This is a genomic window from Hyphomonas sp., assembly GCF_037969335.1.
Classification (GTDB): Bacteria; Pseudomonadota; Alphaproteobacteria; order Caulobacterales; family Hyphomonadaceae; genus Hyphomonas.
In genome coordinates this window covers 1-2,635 of record NZ_JBBKXE010000211.1, presented here as the reverse complement: position 1 = coordinate 2,635, position 2,635 = coordinate 1, and the positions used below count along the sequence as shown (strand labels likewise).

3 protein-coding genes are annotated in these 2,635 nt (G+C 62.5%); 1 reads left to right on the top strand and 2 read right to left on the bottom strand.

Annotated features, from left to right (window positions below):
- Positions 1-288: 288 nt before the first annotated feature.
- On the bottom strand, positions 289-711 hold the full coding sequence (locus AADA04_RS15530) for a hypothetical protein (RefSeq protein WP_340694193.1): 423 nt from the start codon (positions 709-711) through the stop codon (positions 289-291).
- A 205-nt stretch (positions 712-916) separates the two neighbouring features.
- Here AADA04_RS15530 and AADA04_RS15525 point away from each other — a divergent pair, with 205 nt between their 5' ends.
- Positions 917-1,897: a Gfo/Idh/MocA family oxidoreductase gene (locus AADA04_RS15525; protein ID WP_340694192.1), complete on the top strand. Its 981-nt coding sequence runs from the start codon at positions 917-919 to the stop codon at positions 1,895-1,897.
- Here AADA04_RS15525 and AADA04_RS15520 read toward each other — a convergent pair.
- On the bottom strand, positions 1,898-2,635 hold a 738-nt coding region (locus AADA04_RS15520; RefSeq protein WP_340694191.1), incomplete at its 5' end, for a DUF4332 domain-containing protein.

Below are 2,635 nucleotides of genomic sequence, written 5' to 3'. Positions count from 1 at the left end.
ACGTCAATCGTCACCGAGACCAGTTCCACCGTGTCCGGGGCGCAACGCGTTTCGGCATCGGCGCGAATGGCCGCCATCAGGTCCAGTGCCAGTGCTTCATCGGCGCGTAGTCCGGTGTCGGTTCGCATCTCGTATCCTCGTTCAATTCAGCTGGCACCGCTGTAACCACACGCGCCGACAAAGAAAAGAGCCCCGGCCCGGCAAGCGGGCTTGGCCCCGAGCGGCCGGAATCAAAAAAGCCGCCCGGTCAGGCGGCTTTGTTTGGTCGGTACGAAACTGATGGGCCGATCAGGCTGCTTTGGCCGCGCTGATTTCCGCGTCCAGGTCATGGCCGATCAGGTCGCCCAGATGCCCGAAGCCGACCATGTCGTATTTCTCTTCCATGAAGGTCGAGATCGATGGCAGCAGGTGGCCGATCGCCTTGTGGTCCAGGCCGATCGTGTGAAGTGAGCCGATCATCGTCTGTGCGACGACGCGTTTGCCGCCGGGGGTCTGTTCGATAAGACGGGCAATGATTCCGGTGGCGGCACCGAACTCCGAGCCCGTGCGGGCAGCGAGTGCCCGAGCGCCGGGAATGGCCTTGAACATTGCCGGTGCGAAGGATGAAGCCTGTCGCTCAGCTGAATTCAACACAATCCCCAGCGCCGTCTTGGCAGTAGGTTCCGAGAGTCCATTGATTTTAGCGATGTGCGCAATGAGAACATTCAGCATTAGCGTGGCACTCCTAGGATTAATGGCTCCGGAACCCCCATTAACCTCCCACATGCTTTCCGATTCGTTACCGCACGCCATCGCAAGCAGCCAGATTTGCGATTTAACGTTAAGCGCTGTTAGGTCGGGGTAAACAGCAGCGTGGTTTGTGTTTACGCACTGTCCACAGATCGAAATCAGACTGAACAAAAACAAGGTACTTCCAATGATCAGGATCGGAATCCTCGGCGCGGCAAAAATTGCACCGCCTGCGCTCATCAACCCGGCCCGGCTGCGCGATGATTGCGAGATCGTTGCCGTCGCCGCGCGCGACAGTGCGCGCGCCCGCGCCTACGCGACCGAAAACACAATTCCGGATATTGCCGATTCCTACGAAGCGCTGATCGCGCGTGATGACATTGACCTCATCTATAATGCGCTGCCGCCGCACCGTCACGCCGACCTCACCATCGCCGCGCTCGAAGCCGGCAAGGCCGTGCTCTGCGAAAAACCGTTCGCCATGAATGCGATCGAAGCAGCCCGCATGACCGATGCCGCACAGCGCACGGGGCGAGTCCTCATCGAAGCCTTCCATTATCGCTTCCACCCGGCCTTCCAGCGCGTCTTCGATATCGCACGCAGCGGACGGCTCGGCACGATCCGCCGCGTCGATGCCGCCTTCGATGTGACGATCCCCTACAGGCCGGGCGAATTGCGCCACACGCTGGAGGTTGGCGGCGGCGCGCTGATGGATCTCGGCTGCTATCCCGTCCACTGGGTGCGCACGCTGGTCGGGACCGAGCCTGAGATCGTCTCCGCCACCGCGCATTGCGACCGCCCCGGCGTCGATACAAGCATGGCCGCAGAGCTATCCTTTCCGGGCGGCGAAACCGGATCGATCCACACGACAATGGCACCGGACACAAAGTTCGATGCGTGGATAAGGGTCGAGGGCTCTCTCGGTCAGCTCGAGATCAAGAACCCGATCCACCCTCATCGCGGCCACATGATCACCACCACGATTGACGGCGACAACCGCACCCTTACCGCCCCCGGCCAAACCACGTACGACCACCAGCTCGCCCACGTACTGGACGTGCTGGCGGGACGCACGCATGCGCTGACGGGCGGCCGGGATGCTGTCGGAAACATGGCTGCAATCGACGCGATCTATCGCGCCGCCGGCCTGTTGCCTCGCGGGCTCTGATCAGGCGGCGCTCGCCTGCGCCATGCTGATCCAGCCTTCGACTTCCACTTCTTCAAACTCCGCATCTTCCCACAGGACCCGGTCGCCCTGCGGCGTCGTCAGGAAGTCCATGGCAGACAGGAAAACATCCCGGGCGGAGGACGCGGCAAGGTCAGCAGCGGTTCGTATTCCGGCGCCCACCAAGATTTGCGTATCATGCACACGCAGGCCCGGCACATCCATCATCAGGCGCGACTGGTCCTGCCAGTCCGTCAGCGCCTCGGCATCAATGTGGCGGACGTTCAGCAGGTGCACGGTCTCTTCAATGTCGCAGTCCAGCAGGTCGCCGACATTCATGATCCCGGCTTTTCCAAGACGTCGCGCCGTCTTGCGACCGACGGAGGGCGCATCGACGACCGGTGATTCCCGCGTCAGGGCGCCGTGACCGCCAATCGACTCGACGGGCGCCAGTTCAGGCTCGGCCTCCGCGACGGGCGCCGCTTCCGGCTTGGGCGCTTCCTTGACCGGCGCGGGCTTTGGTTCGGATTTCACAGCGGCTTTGACTTCGGGCACAAGCGCCGGCTTCGGCTTTGCGACCGGCTTCGGATCCTGCTCTTTGCTCTTGATCACCGGCGCGTCTTCCACAGGTTTCACCCGCGCGCTGCCAAGCGGCGCAAGCTCCTGCGCGTCGAGCTGCTTCAGCGGCACACGCAGCACCTGTTTCGCATGCAGCTTGCGGATCGCCTTATCGTCGTCGGG